This window comes from Bradyrhizobium xenonodulans (assembly GCF_027594865.1).
Taxonomy (GTDB): domain Bacteria; phylum Pseudomonadota; class Alphaproteobacteria; order Rhizobiales; family Xanthobacteraceae; genus Bradyrhizobium; species Bradyrhizobium xenonodulans.
In genome coordinates this window covers 3086205-3107915 of sequence record NZ_CP089391.1, presented here as the reverse complement: position 1 = coordinate 3107915, position 21711 = coordinate 3086205, and the positions used below count along the sequence as shown (strand labels likewise).

Annotated in this window: 20 protein-coding genes; all 20 read left to right on the top strand. The window is 64.8% G+C overall.

The features are described 5' to 3' along the window. Positions 1 to 38 precede the first annotated feature (38 nt). Positions 39 to 815 carry an ABC transporter ATP-binding protein gene (locus tag I3J27_RS14265; protein ID WP_270170231.1) on the top strand — a complete coding sequence of 259 codons (777 nt, stop codon included), beginning with the start codon at positions 39 to 41 and terminating at the stop codon, positions 813 to 815. Beyond that, on the top strand, positions 812 to 1534 hold the full coding sequence (locus I3J27_RS14260) for an ABC transporter ATP-binding protein (RefSeq protein WP_270170229.1): 723 nt from the start codon (positions 812 to 814) through the stop codon (positions 1532 to 1534). The genes I3J27_RS14265 and I3J27_RS14260 overlap by 4 nt, the downstream gene beginning before the upstream one ends. A gap of 1 nt (position 1535) precedes the next feature. Next, the gene (locus I3J27_RS14255; RefSeq protein ID WP_270170228.1) at positions 1536 to 2450 is read left to right on the top strand and encodes a branched-chain amino acid ABC transporter permease; all 915 of its coding nucleotides are present in this window, start codon (positions 1536 to 1538) and stop codon (positions 2448 to 2450) included. A gap of 3 nt (positions 2451 to 2453) precedes the next feature. Then, positions 2454 to 3527 carry a branched-chain amino acid ABC transporter permease gene (locus I3J27_RS14250; RefSeq protein WP_270170226.1) on the top strand — a complete coding sequence of 358 codons (1074 nt, stop codon included), beginning with the start codon at positions 2454 to 2456 and terminating at the stop codon, positions 3525 to 3527. A 30-nt stretch (positions 3528 to 3557) separates the two neighbouring features. Further along, positions 3558 to 4745: an ABC transporter substrate-binding protein gene (locus I3J27_RS14245; protein WP_270170224.1), complete on the top strand. Its 1188-nt coding sequence runs from the start codon at positions 3558 to 3560 to the stop codon at positions 4743 to 4745. An 86-nt stretch (positions 4746 to 4831) separates the two neighbouring features. Further along, positions 4832 to 5560 (top strand): 5-oxoprolinase subunit PxpA, encoded by a 729-nt coding sequence (gene pxpA, locus I3J27_RS14240; RefSeq protein ID WP_270170222.1) that lies wholly within the window; start codon positions 4832 to 4834, stop codon positions 5558 to 5560. A 41-nt stretch (positions 5561 to 5601) separates the two neighbouring features. Beyond that, on the top strand, positions 5602 to 5844 hold the full coding sequence (locus I3J27_RS14235; protein ID WP_270170220.1) for an acetyl-CoA carboxylase: 243 nt from the start codon (positions 5602 to 5604) through the stop codon (positions 5842 to 5844). 17 nt (positions 5845 to 5861) lie between these two features. Beyond that, positions 5862 to 7256 carry an acetyl-CoA carboxylase biotin carboxylase subunit gene (locus I3J27_RS14230; RefSeq protein WP_270170218.1) on the top strand — a complete coding sequence of 465 codons (1395 nt, stop codon included), beginning with the start codon at positions 5862 to 5864 and terminating at the stop codon, positions 7254 to 7256. Between the two features lie 43 nt (positions 7257 to 7299). Next, complete coding sequence (locus I3J27_RS14225) at positions 7300 to 8175, top strand: 5-oxoprolinase subunit B family protein (protein ID WP_270170216.1); 876 nt, start codon at positions 7300 to 7302, stop codon at positions 8173 to 8175. After that, complete coding sequence (locus I3J27_RS14220; protein WP_270170214.1) at positions 8165 to 9142, top strand: 5-oxoprolinase subunit C family protein; 978 nt, start codon at positions 8165 to 8167, stop codon at positions 9140 to 9142. The genes I3J27_RS14225 and I3J27_RS14220 overlap by 11 nt, the downstream gene beginning before the upstream one ends. A gap of 190 nt (positions 9143 to 9332) precedes the next feature. Then, complete coding sequence (locus I3J27_RS14215) at positions 9333 to 10298, top strand: LysR family transcriptional regulator (RefSeq protein ID WP_270170212.1); 966 nt, start codon at positions 9333 to 9335, stop codon at positions 10296 to 10298. A gap of 105 nt (positions 10299 to 10403) precedes the next feature. Next, entirely contained in the window at positions 10404 to 11363 is a 960-nt protein-coding gene (locus tag I3J27_RS14210; RefSeq protein ID WP_270170205.1) for an AraC-like ligand-binding domain-containing protein, read from the top strand. 167 nt (positions 11364 to 11530) lie between these two features. After that, entirely contained in the window at positions 11531 to 13558 is a 2028-nt protein-coding gene (locus I3J27_RS14205) for a hydantoinase/oxoprolinase family protein (RefSeq protein WP_270170203.1), read from the top strand. A 3-nt stretch (positions 13559 to 13561) separates the two neighbouring features. Beyond that, positions 13562 to 15523, top strand: a complete 1962-nt coding sequence (locus I3J27_RS14200; protein WP_270170201.1) for a hydantoinase B/oxoprolinase family protein — start codon at positions 13562 to 13564, stop codon at positions 15521 to 15523. 103 nt (positions 15524 to 15626) lie between these two features. Further along, on the top strand, positions 15627 to 16724 hold the full coding sequence (gene torT, locus I3J27_RS14195) for a TMAO reductase system periplasmic protein TorT (protein ID WP_270170199.1): 1098 nt from the start codon (positions 15627 to 15629) through the stop codon (positions 16722 to 16724). A gap of 66 nt (positions 16725 to 16790) precedes the next feature. Continuing rightward, positions 16791 to 18329 (top strand): sugar ABC transporter ATP-binding protein, encoded by a 1539-nt coding sequence (locus I3J27_RS14190; protein ID WP_270170197.1) that lies wholly within the window; start codon positions 16791 to 16793, stop codon positions 18327 to 18329. Further along, positions 18326 to 19345, top strand: a complete 1020-nt coding sequence (locus I3J27_RS14185) for an ABC transporter permease (protein WP_270170195.1) — start codon at positions 18326 to 18328, stop codon at positions 19343 to 19345. The genes I3J27_RS14190 and I3J27_RS14185 overlap by 4 nt, the downstream gene beginning before the upstream one ends. After that, the gene (locus I3J27_RS14180) at positions 19338 to 20351 is read left to right on the top strand and encodes an ABC transporter permease (protein WP_270170193.1); all 1014 of its coding nucleotides are present in this window, start codon (positions 19338 to 19340) and stop codon (positions 20349 to 20351) included. Before I3J27_RS14185 ends, I3J27_RS14180 begins: the two co-directional genes overlap by 8 nt. Before the next feature lie 35 nt (positions 20352 to 20386). Further along, positions 20387 to 21223: an FAD binding domain-containing protein gene (locus I3J27_RS14175; protein ID WP_270170191.1), complete on the top strand. Its 837-nt coding sequence runs from the start codon at positions 20387 to 20389 to the stop codon at positions 21221 to 21223. A 21-nt stretch (positions 21224 to 21244) separates the two neighbouring features. Beyond that, positions 21245 to 21703: a (2Fe-2S)-binding protein gene (locus tag I3J27_RS14170; protein ID WP_270170189.1), complete on the top strand. Its 459-nt coding sequence runs from the start codon at positions 21245 to 21247 to the stop codon at positions 21701 to 21703. Positions 21704 to 21711: the final 8 nt, after the last annotated feature.

The following is a 21711-nucleotide window of genomic DNA, read 5'->3' as shown; positions in this document are numbered from 1 at the left end:
AAGATCAATCCATTGGTGTGCGGTGAGAAGGCGTTGTGATGAGGTCCGATGGCTTGGAGTTGGTCGCTCGCGATGTCAGCGTCCAATTCGAAGGCTTGAAAGCGCTGTCGGACGTGACACTTGCCGTGCCACGGGGAGGTATCACCGGACTGATTGGCCCGAACGGGGCCGGCAAGACCACCCTTATTAATGTACTGACGGGCTTCCAACCGGTCGGTACCGGCTGCGTCGAGCTGGAGGGCGAGCCGCTCAGCGGTATTGCGGCGCACAAGCTGCGGCGCAAAGGCGTCGCCCGCACCTTCCAATCAGGCCGACTATTCCGCGATCTGCCGGTGATGGACAACCTGGAGGTGACCGGCGTCGGCCTCGGCCAGACCCGGCGCGATGCGATCGCGGAAGCCGAGCGCGTCATGGCCTGGCTCGGCATCTCGCATTTGGCGGGCACTATCGCCGGTGCCCTGCCCTATACCGACGAGCGGCGCGTCGCCATCGGCCGCGCCATCATGTGCACGCCGCGCTATCTGTTGCTCGACGAGCCCGCGGCCGGCATGTCCGAGCACGAGAGCCACGATCTCGCAGCGATCATCCGACGGATCGTCGGCGAGCTGAATGTCGGCGTGCTCCTGATCGAGCACAATATCGGCCTCGTTCTCGAACTCTGCGAGCGCATCTTCGTGCTCGATTCCGGCGAGATCATCGAAGTCGGCACGCCCGCAGCGATCCGCGACAGCGACGCGGTGCGGCACGCTTATATGGGCACGCAGCGTGACGAGCTGATTCCGCCGATCGTCGCCGAAGAGGTAGTCGCGTCATGACGCTGCTCGCGGTCGAGGACATCACGGTCAGCTACGGACGCCTCACCGCGCTCCGCGGCGTGACGCTGAAGATCGACGAGGGCGAGGTTCTGTTCGTCACCGGCCCGAACGGCGCCGGCAAGTCGACGCTGCTCAACGCGATCGCGGGCGTGGTGCCGGCGGGCTCGGGCTCGATCACGATCGACGGCGCAACGGTCACGGGCAACTCGCCCGAAGACATCGCCAGGCGCGGCTTTTCGCTGGTGCCGGAGGGACGCAACGTCTTCGGCGCGCTCACGATCGAGGAGAATCTGAAGGTCGGCACCGGCATGCGGCGCGACCGCAAGGCGATCGCCGACGATCTGGAATCGGTCTACGCCGAATTTCCGATCCTGGCCGACCGTCGCCGCACCCCGGCGGGCATGCTTTCCGGCGGGCAGCAGCAGATGCTCGTGATCGGCCGCGCCCTGATGGCCGCGCCGCGCATCATGGCGATCGACGAGCCGTCGCTCGGCCTTGCGCCGAAGATCATCGATCAGGTCTACGAGATCCTGGTGCGGCTGCGCGCACAGCGCAAGCTCACGCTCCTCATCGTCGAGCAAAGCTCGACCCGCGCCATGATGACCGGCGGACGGATGGTCCTGATCCGCGGCGGCCGCATCGTGCTGGAAGGCCCGGCTGCCGACATGATCAAGGACGATCGGCTGAAGCAGGCCTATTTCGGCTTCGGAGACCACTGAGATGACCGAGGTCCTCCAGATCGTCTTCGACGCGTTGAGCCTCGGCAGCCTCTATGCGCTGGGTGCGCTCGGCATCGCCCTGATCTTCGGCGTCATGCGGCTGGTCAATTTCGCGCACGGCGATTTCATCGCGTTCTGCGTATTCGCGATGCTGTGGCCTTCGATCGACGCGGCGGCGATCGTCTTTGCCGGCCATTTGCCGTTCTACCTGCTGATCCCGCTTCTGCTCCTGATCGGCGCCGCGCTTTCGATCCTGTCGGAGATCGTGGTCTTCCGCCGCTTCCGCAATGCCAATCCGGCGACCATGATGATCGCCTCCTTCGCACTCGGCTTCGTCATCCGGCACCTCCTGCTGATGCTGTATTCGAGCCGGCCGAAATCGATCACGTTGTGGCCGAGCCTCGGTCTGCCGGTCGAATTCCTCGGCGCCCACATCCCGATGCTCCAGGTCGTGACCATCATCATCACGCTGGCCGCCCTCGCCGTGCTCGTGCTGTTCCTCAAACGCACGCGCTACGGCCTGGAAATGCGCGCGGCGGCCGAGAACTTCACCATGGCCCGCATGCTCGGGGTCCGCGCCAATGGCGTGATCCTGCTCGCCTTCGCCATCAGCGGCATGCTGGCGGCGGCGATCGGCCTGATCCTCGCCACCAACTCCGGCACCGCCGACATCGGCATGGGCGCCAACGTGATGCTGATCGCCTTCATCGCGACCGTGATCGGCGGCCTCGGCAGCATTCCCGGCGCGGTCGCGGCCGGTTTCCTGATCGGCGCGGCGAGCGTCGTGTTCCAGGCGACCCTGCCGCACGATGCCCGCGTATTCCGCGACGCCTTCGTCTACGGCGCGGTCATCGTCGTGCTGCTGGTGCGGCCGCAGGGCCTGTTCGCACCCAAATCCGCCAAGCAGAGAGTTTGACGAATGTCGACGCGGCCATCCGTCATCCGGCAGACCATCGCAACGCCGATCATCCTGATCGTGGCGCTGCTCATCATGGCCGCCCTGACCTATCAGTTCGGCAGCCGGGCCTTCAACCGCACAGCGGTCGAGATGTTCATCAACATCATGGTCGTGGTCGGCCTCTACGTCTTCGTCGGCAATTCCGGCCTGTTGTCGTTCGGCCATATCAGCTTCATGTGCCTCGGCGCCTACATGACCGCCTGGCTCGCCATCCCGCCGGTGATGAAATCGATCACGCTCAAGGGATTGCCGGCGTGGCTGCTGCACACACAACTGCCGATGTGGGTGGCAAGCCCGATCTCCGGCGCATTCGCGGCGCTGTTCGCGCTGATCATCGGGCGCGTCATCATGCGCCTGTCGGGCATCGCCGCCTCGATCGCGACCTTCGGCCTGCTCGGCGTCGTCAACAACGTCTATTCGAACTGGGACTCGGTCACGGGCGGACAAGGCTCGATCGTCGGCATTCCGCCGACCATGAACGTCTGGATCGGCTGGATCGGCGCCACGGTCGCCATCGTCATCGCCTACCTCTACTCGATCTCGCGCTCGGGACTTGCACTTCGCGCCACGCGCGACGAGTCGGTCGCGGCCAGCGCCTCGGGCATCGACATCGTCCGCGAGCGGCTGATCGCCTTCGTCGTCAGCGCCTTCATCATCGGGCTCGCCGGCGCGCTCTACGCCCACTTCCTGAGCATCGTCAATCCCGGCGCGTTCTATCTGCGGACGACCTTCGTCACGCTGTCGATGCTGGTGGTCGGCGGCATGTACAGCCTGAGCGGTGCGGTCTCGGGCGTCGTCGTGATGTCGGTGCTGATCGAGCTGTTCCGCAATCTCGAGCGGGGCATCAGTCTCGGCGGCCACACCGTCGCCTTGCCCAACGGCGTCCAGGAGATCGCGATCGGCGCCATCACCATCGTGATCCTGATGTACCTGCCCACCGGACTGACCCGCAACCAGGAGTTCTCCTGGCGCGGATGGCCGTTACAGCGGCGGCTGGCGCGTCCGGTGCGGACGGCCCTGAAGGAACTGAACTGACGTTCGTTTTGCTCATTGGAGGAATGGCTCATGCGTTTCACGACATTACTCGGCATTCTGGCTGGAGCATCCACGCTCTGGTTCACGCCGGCCCAGGCGGCCGACGAGATCGTCATCGGCTTTGCCACCGCGGCATCCGGGTTCATGCAGGCCTATGACAAGCCGGCGCAGGATGCGGCCCTGATCCGGATCGACGAGATCAACAAGGCCGGTGGCCTGCTCGGCAAGAAGATCAAGCCCGTCTTCGCCGACACCAAGACCGACCAGGCAGAAGGTGCCAAGGCTGGCCTTACGGTGCTCGACCAGGGCGCCGACCTCGTCATCGTTTCCTGCGATTATGATTTCGGTGCGCCGGCGGCACTCCAGGCGCAGGCGGCCGGCAAGGTCTCGTTCTTCCTCTGCGCCGAATCGATCAAGGCCGGCATTCCCGGCGTCGGGCCGTTCTCCTTCTCCGCCTCGGTGCTGGCGGCCGTACAGGGCGCGACCATGGCGGAATGGGCCTACAACAAGAAGAATGCCCGCAACTTCTATCGGCTGCTCGACAGCTGGACCGTCTACAACAAGGGCATTTGCGACGGCTTCGACTGGCAGATGCCCCACCTGAAGGAGGCCAAGCTCGTCGGCAGCGACACCTTCAAGAACGACGATGCCTCGATCGCATCGCAGATCACGCGCATCAAGAGCCTGCCGAAGGAGCCGGACGCGATCATGCTGTGCACGATGATGCCGGGCGCCGTATCCGCCATCAAGCAGATCCGCGCCGCCGGCATCAAGTCGATGATCCTGAACGGCTCCGGCGTCGACGGCAGCTACTGGCTGAACGCCACGCCGGACCTGTCGAACTTCTACGTCCCGGTGCAGGGTTCGGTCTATGGCGACGATCCGAACCCGAAGGTCAACGAGTTCAACAAGAAGTACAAGGAAGTCACCGGCGGTGATCCGTCGAGCCAGTATGTCTATCCGGGCTACGTCCTGATCGACGTCTGGGCCAAGGCGGTCGAACGCGCCAAGTCGACCGATGCGGCGGCCGTCGTGGCCGCGCTCGAGAAGATGAACAACGAGCCGACGCTGTTCGGACCGCGCACCTTCAGCAAGGACCTGCACCACCAGAATCAGGGCCGCTACCTGATCGTCGACACCGAAGCCGGCAAGCCGCGCGTGATCGATCAGTGGACGATCTCGGAGAAGATTCCGGTCGACTATCTGGTGTCCAAGTAAGCCGGCAGGGCCGCCCGGGGCGCAGGTCGCTCGCCGGGCGGCCCTACCTCTTCGTCTACAAAGCTGTTTGAGAGGAAAATGGAGAGATGGTCGTGATCAACTGCGACATGGGCGAGGCCTACGGCCTCTACAAGATGGGCGACGACAAGGCATTAATGCCGCATATCGACGTCGCCAACGTTGCTTGCGGCTTTCATGCCTCCGACTTCAACCACATGCGCAAGACGGTGCAGCTCGCCAAGGAGTTCGGGGTGAAAGTCGGCGCGCATCCCTCGCTGCCGGATTTGCAGGGCTTTGGTCGCAGGGAGATGAAGATCAGCCGCGAGGAACTGGCCAACTGCCTGCTCTATCAGATCGGGGCGCTCAAGGCGTTCCTGGATGCGGAGGGCATGGCGCTGAATCACATCAAGCCGCACGGCGCCCTCTACGGGATGGCCTCGCGCAACGAAGAGATCGCCGAAGCCGTGGCGGACGCGGCGGACGTCTATAAGGTGCCCCTGCTCGGCATGAAGGGAACGCTGCATCAGAAGGTCTATGAGCGCCGTGGCCACACCTTCGTCGCCGAGTACTACGCCGATCTCGACTACAATGCCGACGGCAGCCTGATCATCACGCGCGAACACGAAGCCAAGGATCCGACCGATGCGGCCTCCCGCTGCGCAAGAGCGGTCAATGAAGGCAAGACGCGCTCGGTGGCGGGAAACGACATCGCGGTCGGCGCCGATTCAATCTGCATCCACTCCGATACCCCCAACGCCGTCGCCATCGCCGAGGCCGTTCGCGAAGCGGTCCGTCCCTATCTGACCGCCCCCTGAGCCGGCGCGCCAGGAACCAGGCAAGACATCACGAGGACACCATGACAACACAGCAAATCTTCTCGCCCCTTCCGGGCATCTTCTACCGCAAGCCCGCGCCCGACAAGCCGGTCTACAAGAACGACGGAGATGTCGTCGCCGACAGCGATACGATCGGCCTCATCGAGGTGATGAAGTCTTTCAACGAGGTGAAGGCCGGTGCCGCCGGCAAGATCCTGCGATTCCTCGCCGAAAACGAGGAGGCGGTGATGGCTGGCCAGCCCATCGCCGAAATCGACGTTTGAGATCGCCCGTTCCCTTCATGGCAATCAAGAAGCTCCTCATAGCCAATCGCGGCGAAATCGCCGTGCGTATCAACCGCGCGGCGCGCGAGCTCGGCATTGCGACCGTCCAGGTCTACAGCAGGGCCGACAAGGACTCGCTTGCGGTCAGGCTTGCCGACGAAGCGATCGACATCGGTCCGCCCCAGGCGTCGAAATCCTATCTCAACCAGGCCGTCATTCTCGATGCGGCCAGGAGTACGGGAGCGGACGCCATCCATCCCGGCTATGGCTTCCTGGCCGAGAATGCCGAGTTCGCGGCGGCGGTGGAAGCGGCGGGGTTGATCTTCGTCGGTCCGACCGCGCAGTCGATCCGGCTGATGGGCGACAAGGTCGCCGCACGCGAGGCAGCTGCCGCCGCCGGCGTTCCGACCGTGCCTGGCAGCGCGGGACGGCTGGAAACGGCGGAGGCGGCATTCGCGCTGGTCGACAAGACCGGTTTCCCGGTGATGATCAAGGCCGCCGCCGGCGGCGGCGGACGCGGCATCCGGATCGCGCGTTCGGCGGACGAATTTCATCACCTGATGCCGCAGGCGCAGGCCGAGGCGCTCGCGGCCTTCGGCGATGGCGGACTCTATGTCGAGAAGCTGATCGAGGGCGCGCGGCACATCGAGGTGCAGGTGCTCGGCGACGGCCACGACGTCATCCATTGCTTCGAGCGCGAATGCTCCCTGCAGCGCCGCCGCCAGAAGGTCTGGGAAGAAGCGCCCTCGCCTTCGCTCGCACCGGCCGTGCGTGAAACACTTTGCGCCTCGGCCGTCGCGCTGGCCAAGGCGGTGAACTACCGCGGCGCCGGGACGCTCGAATATCTCTACGACGACAGCACGCACGAATTCTATTTCCTGGAAATGAACACGCGCATCCAGGTCGAGCATCCCGTGACGGAGATGATCACGGGCATCGATCTCGTGCGCGAGATGATCCGGATCGCCGGCGGCGAGCGCCTGCGCATCCGCCAGGACGAAGTCCGCGTCTGCGGCCACTCCATCGAGGTCCGCATCAATGCCGAGGATCCCTCGAAGAACTTCATGCCGAACCCCGGCACCGTCAGCGCGCTCAGTGTGCCCACCGGCGACGGCGTGCGCTTCGACACCATGCTCTATCAGGGCTACACGGTGCCACCCTTCTACGACAGCCTGCTCGGCAAGCTGATCGTCCACGACAAGGACCGGCCGAGCGCGATCCGAAGGCTCGAACGCGCCCTCGCAGAGCTCCAGGTCGAGGGGCTTGCAACGACGAAGCCGCTGCACCAGGCGCTCGCGCGCGATGCCGAGGTGCAGGCCGGACGCTTCCACACCGCCTGGCTCGAGCCATGGCTGGAGTCTCATGCCGCGGCGCTCACCGCGCCGCCGCCGGCCGCAAAGGTCGCACCATGATCGCAAGAGAACCCGCCCCGTCAGCAACAGGAGGCCGCTAGCCATGCAAACCCGATTTTCCTTCGGTGGCGATGAGCACATCTTCGCCGAGGTCGGCGAGGCGATGTCGCTGGAGGCCTTCTTCAAGAGCCTCTTCGTCACCAATGCGGTGCGCGACGCCAGGATCAAGGGCGTGACCGAGATCTGCCCGGCAAATGCGTCCTATCAGATCAAGTTCGATCCCGATCAGATCAAGCCCGACGATCTGCTCGCGGAGCTGAAGCGGCTGGATGCGGGATCCGAAAAGTCCGAGCCGGTGATCAAGACGCGGATCATCGAGATCCCCGTGCTCTACAACGATCCCTGGACCCACGAGACCTTGATGCGCTTCCGCGAGCGGCATCAGGATCCGAACGGGACCGATCTCGAATACGCCGCGCGCATCAACGGGCTTGATAGCGTCGATGCCTTCATCAAAGCACATTCGAGCGCTCCTTGGTTCGTCTCGATGGTCGGCTTCGTCGCGGGCCTGCCCTTCCTCTACCAGATGGTGGAGCGCAAGCGGCAGCTGCAGGCTCCGAAATATCTGCGGCCGCGCACGGACACGCCGAAGCTGACCGTCGGGCATGGCGGATGCTTCAGTTGCATCTACTCGGTACGCGGCGCCGGCGGCTACCAGATGTTCGGCATCACGCCGATGCCGATCTACGACCCCAACCAGAAGATCAGCTATCTGCGCGACTTCATGTGCCTGTTCAGGCCTGGCGACATCGTGAAATGGAAGCCGATCGATCGGCCTGCCTATGACGCGGCGGTCGCCGATGTCGACGCCGGTCGCTTCGCACCCGTCATCCGCGACGTCTCGTTCTCGCTGACCGAGTTCAATCGCGACATTGACGCCTACAACCGCAAGCTCGATGGAGTTCTCCATGGCCATTAAGGTTTTGAAGCCGGGTCTTGCGACCACCGTCCAGGACCTCGGGCGTCCCGGCTACTATCACATCGGTATCCCTCTCTCCGGCGGCATGGACCGTCACGCACTCGTCGCCGCCAACCTGCTCGTCGGCAACGAAGAAGGTGCAGCCGTCCTGGAAGCCGTCTTCATGGGACCGGAGCTCGAATTCACCGAAGATGCGACCGTCGCGATCACCGGCGCCCAACTGCCGCCGAAGCTCGATGGCGAGCCTCGCGAAACCTGGACGAGCTTCAGGGTCAAGCGCGGCCAGATCCTCTCCTTCGATTTCCTCAAGCAGGGCGCGCGCGGCTACATCGCGGTGTCCGGCGGCATCGACGTTCCCATCGTTCTCGGCTCACGCTCGACCTACGCGCTCGGCGCGCTCGGCGGCTTCAAGGGCCGCAAGCTCGAGGCCGGCGACGAGGTGCCGGTCGGCAAGGCCGCAGCCGCCGCGAAGGACGGCCGCGCGGTCGCAACGGATCTGCGCGGTCAGCCGGCGGGCATGCCGGCGGAACTGCGTGCCATGCCCGGCCTCTACTGGCACCGCATCACCGAGGCCGCAGGCAATGGCTTCTTCTCCGACACATGGAAGGTGGCACCCGAGGCCGACCGCATCGGCTACCGTTTCAAGGGCGGCAAGCCGCTCGAATTCGTGCCGCGTGAGCCGCCGTTCGGCGCGGGCTCCGATCCGTCCAACATCACCGATGCCTGCTATCCCTACGGCTCGATCCAGGTGCCCGGCGGCACCGAGCCAATCGTGCTGCACCGTGATGCGGTTTCAGGCGGTGGCTATTTCATGGTCGGCACGGTCATCGCCGCCGACATGGACCTGATCGGGCAGCTTCAGCCGAACACGCCGGTCAAGTTCGTCAAGGTCGACATGAATCAGGCGCTCGCAGCCCGCAAGAACCGGGCAGAGTTGCTGGGCAAGCTCCGCACGGCCCTGGCGTAGTCGCCGTCGCTGTGCACGATCTGCTGGCGCCCTGGCCGCCACCGGCCGGGGCGAATGGGTGTGTCTGCGCCTCACATCCGAATATCGACGCTGCCGTTCGACATTTCCTCGTTCGGCACGAGAGTTGCATCGGACTCGTTCGGGCTGAGAAACACCACACATGACCTATGTCAACATCGGGACAACTGCGATGTCCGTTTCTCTGAAACAGATCCGCTATTTCGTCGCCGCTGCCGAGACCGGCCGCATCAGCCAGGCGGCCATGGACCTCAACGTCTCGCAATCCGCGGTCACTGCGGCGATTCAGCAGCTCGAAGCGACCGTTTGCGCGCGTCTGCTGGAGCGCACGCCCAACGGCGTCACCGTGACCATGGAAGGCAGCCGCTTCCTGTCCCAGGGACGGCAGATCCTCGCCGCGGTCGCCGAAGCCGTGCGCAGCACGCAAATGTCCGCAGGACCGCTGTTCGGCACCGTGCGCATCGGCGTCACCTACACCGTATCAGGCTATTTCCTGCCGCGGCACCAGATGCGCTTCCAGGCGAGCTTTCCCGGCATCACCGTCGAGCTGTTCGAGGCCCCGCGCGACGTACTCGAGCGTGCACTCGTCGATGGCGCACTCGATCTCGCGGTGATGCTGGTCTCGAACCTGCGCGACAACGCCATGCTCGGCAGCGAAACGCTGTTGCGTTCGCCCCGCCGCCTGTGGCTCGCTCCTGATCATCCGCTCACCCGCGCCGAGCACGTCCATCTCGCCGAAATCGCGACCTATCCCTACGTCATGCTCACCGTGGACGAAGCCAAGCACACCTCAATGCGCTATTGGAACAACGCTCTGCTCGAACCAAAGACCGTCTTCCGCACGTCTTCGGTCGAAGCCGTGCGTTCCATGGTCGCCGGCGGAATGGGCATCGCGATCCTGTCGGACCTGATCTACCGGCCCTGGTCGCTGGAAGGACAGCGGATCGAGACTCGCGTCATCGAGGACGAGGTACCGACCATGGACATTGGCCTCGCCTGGCGCCGCGACATCGGGCTCTCGGAAGCTGCAAAGGCATTCCGGGATTTCATGCGCTTTGCGGTGGCAGGCGTAGGCCCCGGCCGACCGCCGATCGGCGTCGACCACCGGCATCACGCCGAGGAGAGGATCGAAATCTGAGATATCTGTTTCCGCTTTATTCGACTTGACGTCATCCGGCCGCCCTCGCCAAACTCAGCAATGGCTTGACGGCCGGAGAAGCAGCCGGCAGCGGGGAGCGCAGCAATGCAAGTCACTTACGCGACCAATGACATTCCGCTGCACAGCCGGCGGCAGTACTGGCAGGACATCGTCTCCAGGACCTATTTCTCGCTGGACTTGCGCTTTCCGAGCGGCCGCGATTTCGATGCGCGCCTCGGCGCCTGGTCGATGGGGCCCGTCGCGGTATCGCGCAACATCGCGAACGGCCTGCTCTACAAACGCAACGAACGGCACCTCCAGAGCGAGCGTGAAGAGTCCTTCCTGATCACGGTGCCGGAGCTCGCCGAAATTCGCTTCGAGCAGGACAACAAGGTCGTGCACTGTCGGCCGGGCGCGTTCCTGATCGAGCGCAGCCATTTGCCATACGAGTTCAGCCATCGAGACACGACGGCGCTCTGGGTGCTGAAGATCCCGAGCGCAGTCCTGCGTGCACGCATCTCGCGGCCCGAACGTCTCGCCACGCTGCAGTTCGACGCGAGCCGCAGCGTCGGCGCCTTGTTCGTCGACACCCTGCGCCTTGCCGGCGAACGCATCGGCGAAATGGACGAGACGGCGCGCACGATGATGGGCAAGCACCTCGTCGAACTTCTCGCAATGGCCATCGAGTCCGATGACCGCGTCCTGACCGGCCACTCGTCCTCGGTGCGAAACGGCCATCTGCTCCGTTGCGAGCATTTCATCCGCACGCGTCTCGACGACATGAAGCTCAACCCCCAGACGATCGCCGACGGATGCGGCATATCGCTTCGTTACCTGCACCAGATCTTCGAGGGCGAAGGCCTGACGGTCTGCGCCTACATCCGCAACCAGCGCCTGTCGATGTGCGACACCCTGCTGCGCGATTCCAACTGCCGCAAGAGCATTTCGGAAATCGCCTACCAATGGGGTTTCGCCGACCAGGCGCAATTCAGCCGGAACTATCGCGGCCGGTTCGGTTGCACCCCGAGCGAGGCACGCGCGGCCTCACGCGTCTCACCGTCCTGATCGGCTCTCCGCGGCGCCCCGGTCTGGCCGATCCTTAGGCGATCGGCCGACGATCGAGGCAGCGGCGCGGTTCGCTCTCTCGCACAAATCTTCCTGCACTCAGCGTCAAGCGCCCAAGCGGCCGGTCTGCCTATGATCGCCAAAACGCTTGCCGGAAAGGAAGACGCATGGCGCAGAACCTTCGTGTGGCTGTCGATGTCGGAGGCACCTTTACCGACATCTGCATCATGGACGAGGCGACCGGTCTCATCCGCATCGAAAAGACCTCGTCCACGCGCGACCCGATCGAAGGGATCATGGGCGGCGTATCCAAGGCCGGCATCGATCTTTCCAAGGTGGCCCTGTTTTCGCACGGCACCACGGTTGCGACCAACGCGTTGATCACACGCAGGCTGCCGCGCACCGCCGTGGTGACGACCCAAGGCTTCCGCGACGTGATCGAGATCCGGCGCGCCAACAAGGAAGATCTCTGGGATACCTACAAGGATGTCGTGCGCCCCTACGTGCCACGGCGCGACCGCCTGACCGTACCCGAACGGATCGATGCAGGGGGCGTGGTGATCGAGCCCCTCGATGTCGAGGCAGCGCGCAACGTCGCGCGCATTCTCAAGCGCCGGGGCGTCGCCGCAATCGCCGTCTGCTTCATGAACGCCTATCTCAACGGCGCCAATGAACGCGCCATGCGCGATATCCTGCTCGCCGAGATGCCCGACGTTCCCGTCTCGATCTCCTCGCAGGTCCTGCCCGAGATCTTCGAGCACGAACGGTTTTCGACGACAGTCGCCAACGCCGTCGTGAGCCCGGTCGTCGTCAGCTATACGAGCCGGCTGGGCGAGCGCCTCGCCGACGAAGGCTACACCCGCGATCTCCTGCTGCTCCACACCGGCGGCGGCGTCATGACGCCGGCCTCCGTAAAGGACTTCGCCGCGCGCCTCGCCGGCTCCGGCATTGCCGCAGGCGCCATCGCGAGCCGCTACATTGCCAGCCTCTGCGGCTACCCCAATTCGATCGGCCTCGACATGGGAGGCACCTCGACCGACGTCTCGCTGGCTTATGAAGGCCGGTCCCGCATCACCAAGGATTGGTACATCGAGTTCGGCTATCCGATCCGGTTTGCCTCCATCGAGGTGCTCACCATCGGCGCAGGCGGCGGTTCGCTGGCCTGGACCGATCAGGCCGGCTCCTTGCGCAACGGCCCGCAATCGGCGGGCGCCTTTCCGGGCCCGGCCTGCTACGGCAACGGCAACACGCAGCCAACCAACACCGACGCCAACATCACGCTGGGCCGGCTCGGCACCGACCTCGCCGGCGGCAAGGTCAAGCTCGATCCTGCACTTGCCCGCCAGGCTGTGGAGGAAGGCGTCGCAAAACCGTTCGGTCTCGGCCTGCATGAGGCGGCGGATGCGATCGTCAAGGTCGCCAACGCCAACATGTCGGACGCGGTACGGCTGATCTCGATCAGTCGCGGCTACGACCCGCGCGATTTCGCGCTGGTCGCCTTCGGCGGCGCTGGAGCCCTCCACGGTGTCGACGTGGCGCGGGAGCTTGCGATCCCCGTCGTGATCGTGCCGCCGAATCCCGGCGTCACCTCGGCGCTGGGCTGCCTGCTGGTCGACATGCAGCACGACTTCGCGCAGAGCTGCATGGTCGGCGCCGACGAGGCGATCTCTGCCGATATCGAGGCACAATTCCTCGCGCTGGAGAAAGAGGCGCTCGCCCGGCTCACCCACGAGGGCGTCGCGGAAGGCGACATCGTGCTGCAGCGGTCGATCGACATGATGTATCGCGGCCAATGGCGTTCGCTCGCGGTGCAGACGCCGCGTCCGGTCGGCGCGATCTCCGACCTGGTCCAGAGTTTCCATGCCGAGCACAAGCGCGAGTATAATTTCCGCCGCGACGACTCGCCCGTCAGCTTCTTCCGGCTGAATCTGAAAGCGATCGGCGTAGTGCCGAAAGCCGAGTTCGCCGTTCATAAGCCGACTGGCGTGATCCCTGAGCCGATCGGCCGCCGCAGGGTGTGGTTCGAGGGCAACGGGCTCGATACGCCCGTCTATGCGCGCGACGACCTGCCCTGCGGCTTCACCTTCCAGGGCCCTGCGATCGTCGAGCAGGTCGATGCGACCACGGTCGTACCGCCCGGCGCCAACGCCGAGGTCGACAAATATCTCAACATCATCATCCGCGTGAAGGAATGAACCATGGCCGGAGATCTCCCGCTCGACCCCGTGACCTTCGAGGTTCTCAAGAATTCCTTCATCACCAGTGTCGACCAGATGGGCGAGCAGGTGCTGCGCACCTGCTACTCCTTCGTGATCTACAACCGCGACTTTTCGAGCGCATTGCATGACGCCAGCGGCGAGTGCGCCGCCCAGGGCAATCAGGACATCGCCGTCCATGTCGGAACGCTGCACTTCACCTGCCAGGACGTCATGCGCCACTTCGAGGGCGACATGCACGAGGGAGACGTGTTCGCGATCAACGATCCCTACGCCGGCGGCACCCATTTCTCCGACGTACGCCTGATCCGGCCGATCTTCGCCGACGGCAAGATCATCGCCTTCAGCCAGTCCAACGGCCACTGGTCGGACATGGGCGGCAGCGTGCCCGGCTCGTTCGACGTCGCGGCGCGCGACATGTTCCGCGAAGGCCTGCGCATCACGCCAATCCGGCTGTTCGACAAGGGTCGGTTCTGCAAGGACGTGGCACATTTGATCGCGTCGAACACCCGCGATCCCGCCTCCATCATCGGCGACATCCAGGCGCAGGCCGAAGCCACCGCCGTCTGCAGTCGCGAGATCCTGCGTCTCGTCAACAAATATGGCCGCGACACGGTCGAGTCGGGCCTGGCCGCGGTCCAGGACTATGTCGAGCGCTCGGCACGGCAACGCATCGCCGCGCTGCCCGACGGAGAATGGGAGACGGTCGACTTCATCGATCGCGATCCGGCCGGCGGTGAAGGCATGATCCCAATCCGCATCAAGATGACGATCAAGGGCGACAAGGCGATCTACGACTTCACGGGCAGCCATCCGACCATCGGTTCGATCTACAACTCCGCATTCGGTGCGACATTCTCCGCCGTCGCAGCCGGCATGAAGACCTTCTTCCCCGACCTGCCGCTCAATTCCGGCTTCTATCGCTGCTTCGAGATCATCGCCCCCGAAGGCTCGATCGTCGATGCGAAGTGGCCGATCGCCGTCACCGGATTCCTGATGCCGTTCGAGAAGATCATGAATTCGATCTACGAGATGTGGTCGAAGCTGATGCCCGAGCGCGCGCTCGCCTGCGCCTTCAATCTCGAATATCTGCTCACCGGCGGGTTCGACGGCCGCAGCGCCGACAAGCCAATCTTCATGTTCTACGACTGGCTGCCGGGCGGCTGGGGTGGTCGCAACGGCAAGGACGGCAGCAACGTCACCACCGCCTGCTTCGGCACCGGACTGATGTCGCAGCCGGTCGAGGGCCAAGAGCGCGCCAATCCGATCCTGACCACGAAATGCGAGATCCTGAAGGACTCGCCCGGTCCCGGCAAATGGCGCGGTGGCGCCGGCGTGATGAAGACCTCGCGCATGCTGCAGGCCGAGAAGACCGTCATCTCCTATATCTGCGACCGCGAGCGCGCCGTCGTGTGGGGCATCGAAGGCGGCCTGCCTTCCATGCCGCACGGGCTGACGCTGAAGCGCAAAGGCAGCGCGAGCGAAGAGCGTCTCGGCTCGATATTTTCGGACGTGCCGATCGGCGAAGGCGACGTTTTCTCGCGGCCCACCGCCGGCGGCGGCGGTTTCGGCGATCCGCTCGAGCGCGATCCCCGCCTCGTGATCGAGGACATCAAGGACGACTACGTTTCGGTCGAGCGCGCCGCAAAGGACTATGGCGTCGTCGTGCAGATCATCGACGCCGAGCTCTGCGAATATGAGGTGGACAAGGCCGCCACTGATGCGCTCCGCGCCAAGATCAGGGCGGAGCGGATCGCGAAGGTCAGGCTCGATCCGGAGGTCGTGGCACAGCGCTTTCGCGGCGGCGAGATCGACGCCCTCGATGTCATCCGCCAGCACGCCGTGATCCTCGACTGGGGCAGCGGCGTCCTCCTTCCTGAATCCACGCGTCAATTCCGCGAATCCTTCGAGCGGCGCTCGGTCGCAAAATGGGCGACCGGCTGATCCCTGTCGACGACTGCGTCGCCCACGGGCGGCGTGGCACTTGCATGCAGAGGAACCGAAGCCGTCGGCCCTCACCTTTCAATCGAACCAGGAGGATTGAGCCATGACCCGTACGACATTGCTTTCCATCGACCCGCTCCGGCCGATCTGCTTCACCGTCAGTATCGCTGCAGGCTTCGCTTGCGCCGCCATGACGCCCGCCGCAGCCGAGACGCCGTGGTTCCCCATGAAGGTCTACGATGCTTCCTCAGGCACGCCGAAGCCGGCCGAATACACGGCTCTGGCGAAGGCCGAGAAACCCTACAAGCTCTGCGTCCTCTTCCCGCACATGAAGGACAGCTTCTGGGTCGCCGTCGCTTATGGCATCGTGAAGCAGGCCGAAGCGATGAACGTCAACATGACGCTCTACGAAGCCGGCGGTTATGAGAACCTGCCCAAGCAGCTCTCGCAGTTCGACGATTGCATGGCGAGCAGTCCCGATGCGATCATCGTCGGCGCCATCTCCGGCGCGGGCCTCAGCAAGAAGTTCGAGGAAGCCAAGACCAAAGGCGTTCCGGTGGTCGGCGTGGCTAATCCGCTGCCGCCCAATGCCCTGCCCGCCGCGATCTATGTCGATTTCGTTGCCATGGGCGAGGTCACCGGCAACGGTCTGCTCGCGCAGGCCAAGCCCGGCGACAAGCTCAACATCGTGACCTTCCCTGGGCCGGCCGGCTCGGGCTGGGCCGAGTCCTTCAACGAAGGCTTCAAGAAAGCGGTGGCGAAGAATCCCAACGCCAAGGTCCTGGCCGAGAAGTTCGGCGACTCCGGCGTCGCCGTCCAGTTGCAGTTGATCCAGGACGCGCTGCAGGCCTACCCGACCATGAACGTGATCTGGGGCACCGCACCAACCGCGGAAGCCGCCATCGGTGCGGTCGCCGAAGCCGGCCGCAGCGACATGAAGATCATGTCCTCTTACGAGAACCAGGCGATGCTCGACGCACTCAACCGCGGCGACGTCCTTGCCTTTGCGACCCAGTACCCGGTCGGCGAAGGCGCCGTCTCGGTCGATCAGGCCGTGCGCCTGATCGAGAAGAAGCCGGTGATGAGCCTCGCCCAGCCGCTGGCGTCGGCCGTCGACAAGACCACCGCTCCGAAACTGCAGATGGACCTCGTGCTGGCACCGGGCAGCTGGAAGCCGGTCTATTCGGTCAAGGCCAAGTAACCGTCAAATGGTCGGGGCGGGAGACCTGCGCTCCCGCTTCCTTCATCCAATGCGTGCGGAGACCAGATGGACGTCGACACCGCCCCCAAGCCGGCCGGACCGTTGCTCGCCTTGCGCGGCATCTCGAAGCGATTCACCGGTGTCCGCGCGCTCGACCGGGTCGATCTCGATGTCCATGCCGGCGAGTTGCATGTGCTGTTCGGCGAGAACGGCGCCGGCAAATCGACTCTGATCAACGTAGTGTCGGGGACGTTCCCGCCCGACGAGGGCACCTTCCAATTCGGCGGCGAGGACATCAGCCACCTGACGCCGCAGCGGGCACGTGCAATCGGCATCAGTCCGGTGTTCCAGGAGTTCTCGCTGGTTCCAAGCCTCACGGTGGAAGAGAACCTGTTCCTCGGCCGCGAGATCACGCGCGGCGGCGTATTGCATGCGCGCGAGATGCGCAAGCGCGCAGCCGCGCTGATCGATGAGCTCGGCTTCGATCTCGATCCCTCGCAGCGGGTCGACGACCTCTCGCGTGCGCACCAGCAGATGGCCGAGATCGCCAAGGCCCTGCTCGGCCGCGTGCGGCTCCTGATCCTCGACGAGCCGACGGCGTCACTGACCGAGCGCGAGACCGGCCGGCTGTTCGAGCTGATCGCTCGCCTGAAAAGCCAGAATATCGGGCTGATCTACGTCTCGCATCGCATGCGCGAGATCCGCGCACTTGCCGACCGCGTGACCGTGCTGCGCGATGGCCGCCACATCCGCACGCTCGATGCCGCGACCTCGACCGACAGCGAGCTGGTCGAGCTGATGACCGGCCGCAAGATCGACCTGCTGTTTCCGACCATCACGCACAAGCCGGATAAGGTGATGGTCGACGTCGAGAACCTCACCTCGGCCGACGGCAGCGTGCGCGATGTGAACTTTCACGCCCGTGCCGGCGAGATCACCGGCATTGCCGGCCTCGTCGGCTGCGGCAAATCGGAGCTGATCCGGGCGATCTACGGGATCGAGCCGATCGCCTCCGGCACCGTCAGGATCGACGGCCGGCCTTATGAATTCCCGGCCCCCCGGCGCAGCCTGAAGCGCGGCATGGCTTATTTCCCGGCCAATCGGATCGTCGAAGGTCTCGCGCTGTCGCGTCCGATCCGCGAGAACGCGTCGATGACCGCGCTCGACCTGCCCGCCTTCGCCGGCTTCGGCGTGCTCCGGCAGGCCGCAGAGCGTATCGCGATCAAGGGTGTCATGGAGCAGTTGCAGCTCAGGCCGCCCAATATCGAGCGGCCCGCCGGCATGTTGTCCGGCGGCAACCGTCAGAAAGTGATGCTCGGCCGCGCGCTGACGCGCGAGCTCAGCGTGTTCCTGTTCGACGAACCGAGCGTCGGTATCGACGTCGGCGCCAAGCTCGAGGTCTACGAATTCATGAAGCGCTTGGTCGGGACCGGCGCCGCAGTCATCGTCGTGTCGTCGGAACTGCCGGAAGTGCTGGCGCTGTCGAACCGGCTCTACGTCATGCATCACGGCCGCATCGCCGCAGAGCTGTCGGGCACCGAGAAGACCGAGCAGAACGTGTTGGCGGGCTTCTTTCGTGAACATCTCCTGGCGGAGGTGGCATGAGCACCGTCGTGACCGCCAGCGCGCCTCGGAGATCAATGGGCCTCGGTCGATCATTGGTTGGACGAATCGGATTTCTGCCAGCTCTGCTGGTCGCGCTCGTCGCGGGCATGGCGGCCATCGATCCCCAGTTCTACGGCCTGATCAACATCCTCAACATCCTTCGCAACGCCTCGCTGCTGGCCATTGTAGCCTGCGGCCAGGCACTGGTGATCGTCGCGGGCGGCTTCGATCTATCGGTCGGCGCGGTGGTCGCGCTGGCGAGCGTGGTGACCGCCAAGACCATGGCGGCCACGACTGCGGCGTTTCCCGGCAACTCCGCCCTGATCATCGCCAGCGGCGTTGCCGCGGGGCTTGGCTGCGGGCTGGCGGTCGGGCTCGTCAACGGCTTCTGCGTCGCGAAGCTGAAGGTTTCCGGTTTCGTGGTGACGCTCGGCACGATGTCTGCGACCGCCGGCGTCGGTCTCATGATCACGAGCGGCATCCCTGTCTACGGCATGCCCGACAGCTTCGTGAAGGGATTTGGGCGCGCTCAGTTGCTTGGCCTGCCGACCGCCGTCTATGTCGCCCTCGCGGTCATTGCCGCGATCATATTCGTCCAGCGGCGCACCCTGTTCGGCCGCTATGTCTACGCGATCGGCGGCAATGTCGATGCAGCCGTGGTTTCCGGCGTGTCGATCCAGCGCCACATCGTCGGCACCTATGTCGTGTCCGGCCTGCTCGCGGCCCTGACCGGAATCCTGCTTACCGCGCAGGTCGGCTCCGGCCAGGCCAGCTTTGGCGGCGACCGTATGATGTTGCAGTCGATCGCAGCCGCTGTGATAGGCGGGGTCTCGTTGCGCGGCGGCGTCGGTCGCGTCGAGATCGTGGCAGTCAGCGCGCTGTTCCTGACCATCCTCGGCAACGCGCTCAACCTGCTGCATGTCGACTCCCGCCTGCAACCGGTCTTCCTTGGCATGATCATGGTGGCAGCCGTGGCGCTGGATGAACTGAGCCGACGGAGCAAGATCCGTGTCTGACCTGGAATTGTCTGTCACAACCGAGCAGACCATCCGCAAGAGGTCGTTTCACCGCGAATGGCTCTGGCGCGCGGTGCTGCCGATTGCGCTGGTTGTGCTGCTGCTCGGCTTCGCTGCCGTCGACCACAGCGTGCTCTCGCCGGCCAATCTGCTCAATATCGCACAGCAGACCAGCTATCTGGCGCTGTTTGCCATGGCGCAGACCGTGGTGATCCTCACCCGCGGCTTCGATCTCGCCCTTGGCCCGGCCGTTTCAATGGTCAGCGTCGGCACCGCGCTGGCGATGGCCGGTGCCACAGCAACCGGCCATGATCCGTTCACCGTGCTGCTCGCCGGGCTCGGCGCCGGCTTCGGCCTCGGCATCGCCTGCGGCCTGTTCAATGGCGTGGTCATCGCGCTGCTCGGCGTCAGCCCCTTCGTTGCGACGCTCGGCAGCTACAACATCGCTATCGGCGTCGCGACCACCCTGTCCGCTGGTCGTCCGGTCCAGGGCGTACCGAAACTGTTCTCGCAGGCCTTATACGGCGGCAGTATTTTTGGCATCCCGGCAGCAATCGTCATCACGCTGGCCATTGGCTTGGTGCTGCACCTGATGCTCGGCCGCACGGTGTTCGGCCGCTCGCTCTACATCATCGGAACCAACCCACGCGCCGCGGCGGTCGCCGGCTTGCCGGTCAAGCGGGTCCTGATCGCGACTTATGTGCTGTGTTCGACGCTCGCCGCGCTCGGCGCGATCATGATGACCGCGCGCACCGGCTCGGGAGAGCCGAATCTCGGCGGCTCGTTGTCATTGCAGGCCATCGCCGGCGCCGTGGTTGGTGGAACGAGCCTGGCAGGCGGACGCGGCGGGGTCGGCACCGCCGTGCTCGGCGCCCTGTTCATCACTGTGCTGTCCAACGGCATGAATCTCGCGCGCATCGACGGTTACATCCAGATGGTCGTGCTCGGCGCCATCGTCATCATCGGTGTGCTGCTCGATCGCCTGCGCCTGGAGCGACGCCAATGACGACTGGGGCTCTCACGCAAGGCGATGCGACGGGAATGTTCTATATCGCACCGTCATTGGCTACGGCCCTCGATGCGCTGGGCGACTACGGCCCGGAGGGCGCGGCCTTTGCCGGGGGCACCTGGATCATGCGCGCGCCGATCCGGCACCAACTGCTCAAGGCCCGCTATGTCGCGATCGGGAAAATTCCCGAACTGACCGAGATCCGAATCGGCGCCGATACGATCGAAATCGGTGCAGCAGTCACGCACGCCGCGCTGGCGTCAGCTTTGGCCGATCTGCCCGAGTTCACAGTGCTCGCGGCGGCGGCGGGCCGCTCCGCGAACCCGGCGATCCGGGGGCTGGCGACGATCGGCGGCAATCTTGCGACATCGGACTTTTCCGCGGCGGATTGCGTGCCCGCCCTGCTCTGCCTCGACGCCCAGACTGAAGTCTCAAGCCGGAGCGGCCGCGAACGCATGAGACTCGATACGTTCTTGAAGCAGCGATCGACATTGGCGCCAGGCCGGCTGCTCACCAAGGTCGTGGTACCGCGGTCCCGCGCCAAGTCTGCACATGCGCGCCTGCCGCTGCGCAAAGCTGGCGACTATCCGGTTGCCATCGTGAGCCTCTCCCTTGATGTCGATACGACCAACCACGTACGGGCAGCGCGGATCGCGATCGGTTCCGTCGAGACGGTCGCACGTCGCTGGGAACGGCTCGAAACGGCTCTGCTTGGCCGCGCACTCGACCCCGCACAGGCCGCGGATATCGCGGCAGACCTGGCTGGCGAATTCGCCGGCCGCGACAGCGTCGAGGTTCCCCCTTGGTATCGCGTCAGCGTGCTGCCCGGTCTCATCCGGCGCGCGACTGCCGCGGCGCTTGGCACCTGAACGAGATTGCTGGAGGTGAACATGGTTCTGACCCTGACCGTCAACGGTGACCACCGCGCCTCTGTCGCCGATCCCGTGACGCCACTGGTCGACGTCCTGCGCGAGGAATTCCATCTCACCGGCGCCAAGCCGGTGTGCCGCGAAGGCTTTTGCGGTGCCTGCATGGTGCTGGTCAACGACAAGCCGACCCCATCGTGTCTGATGCCAGTAGCGCTCGCTCAGGGTTCCGATATCCGAACCGTCGAGGGCCTTGGCAGCGGCGGTACGCTGACCGCAATCCAGGCCGCGCTCGAAGCCTGTGATGCGGTCCAATGCGGCATGTGCTTCCCGGGCATGGTCGTGACCCTGACACATCTTCTGGCGACCTCACCCGAGGCCACGCGCGACGAGATCCGCGCGGCGCTGAGCGGCAACATCTGCCGTTGCACCGGATATGAGCGCATCGTCGACGCCACGCTGTCCGCGCTTGCCGTGAAATGACCGAGGGC